Source organism: Bifidobacterium sp. UBA6881 (assembly GCA_002451435.1).
Taxonomy (GTDB): Bacteria; Actinomycetota; Actinomycetes; order Actinomycetales; family Bifidobacteriaceae; genus Bifidobacterium.
The window spans coordinates 1-1,053 of the sequence record DKCF01000025.1 but is presented as its reverse complement, the minus strand read 5'-3'; the positions used below and the strand labels follow the sequence as shown (position 1 = coordinate 1,053).

Here is a 1,053-nt window from a genome sequence, read left to right as displayed (position 1 = left end):
TGCTCGGCCAGCGGCACCTCGCCGTGCTTCACGCCATTCGGCAACGATTCGGATGACAACCGATATTCGTTCGGCATGAATCTGGGCGCCGACTTCTACATGCCCAAAGACGGCAAAGTCAACAATCAGAACATGGTGTTCAGCTTCACCGGCGACGATGACGTATGGGTGTTCCTCGACGGCGTGCTGGTGCTCGACCTCGGCGGCATCCACGAGGCGCTCGGCGGCAGCATCGACTTCGCCACCGGAGCCATCACCTACACCAGGACGCAAAGCCACGGCAGCGCTCCCGCCGCAACGATCGCGCAGGCATTCGAAAACGCAGGCAAAAGCTGGGACTCCACGGCATACAAAACCCATCATCTGAGCTTCTTCTACTTGGAACGCGGCGATGGTGGATCCAACTGCAAAATCAAGTTCAATCTGCCGGTCAAACCATCGAAGTCAATCGATATCGAAAAAGAGACCCTGGGCACCATCGACAAGAACACGCAGTTCAAATTCCAGATGTTCGTCGACGGTTCCACGACGCCGTACACAGGCGAATACGATGTGTACGACGCATCGACCAACCAAGTCGTCAAATCGGATCAGCAGACGGACGCCAACGGCGTGATCACGCTGACCAGCGGACAATTCGCCCGTGTGCGGTCCGACGGCTTCACCGATGACACGACATACACCGTTCGAGAGCTTGATTCCGGCGGATACACCGTGTCCGCGAACGGCACGGCATTGGGCCAACAGGGTAGCGGCGATGATGCATATGCGCAAACCGGCACTTTCACCGTCGGCACGACGAGCCATGTCACCGTGGTGAATTCCAATGTCAAACCGTCGAACAACAAAAGCATTGTCAAAACGGATGGCGGCGACGGCGACGAGTACACGCTGCATCTGAACGCATCGGGCGACAGCGACTCATCCACCGTCACCACCGCCACGCCGGCGGACATCGTGCTGGTCATGGACAAATCCGGCAGCATGAATGACGACAATCGTGACACCAATGCGCAGAACGCGGCCAAGGCGCTCGCCAAGAAGCTGCTGACG

At 58.0% G+C, this 1,053-nt stretch carries 1 protein-coding gene; it reads left to right on the top strand.

Annotated features, from left to right (window positions below; translation table 11 throughout):
- Positions 1-75 precede the first annotated feature (75 nt).
- Positions 76-1,053 (top strand): fibro-slime domain-containing protein (locus B3C64_RS01970; RefSeq protein WP_291533352.1); only part of this gene is annotated, 978 nt, incomplete at its 3' end.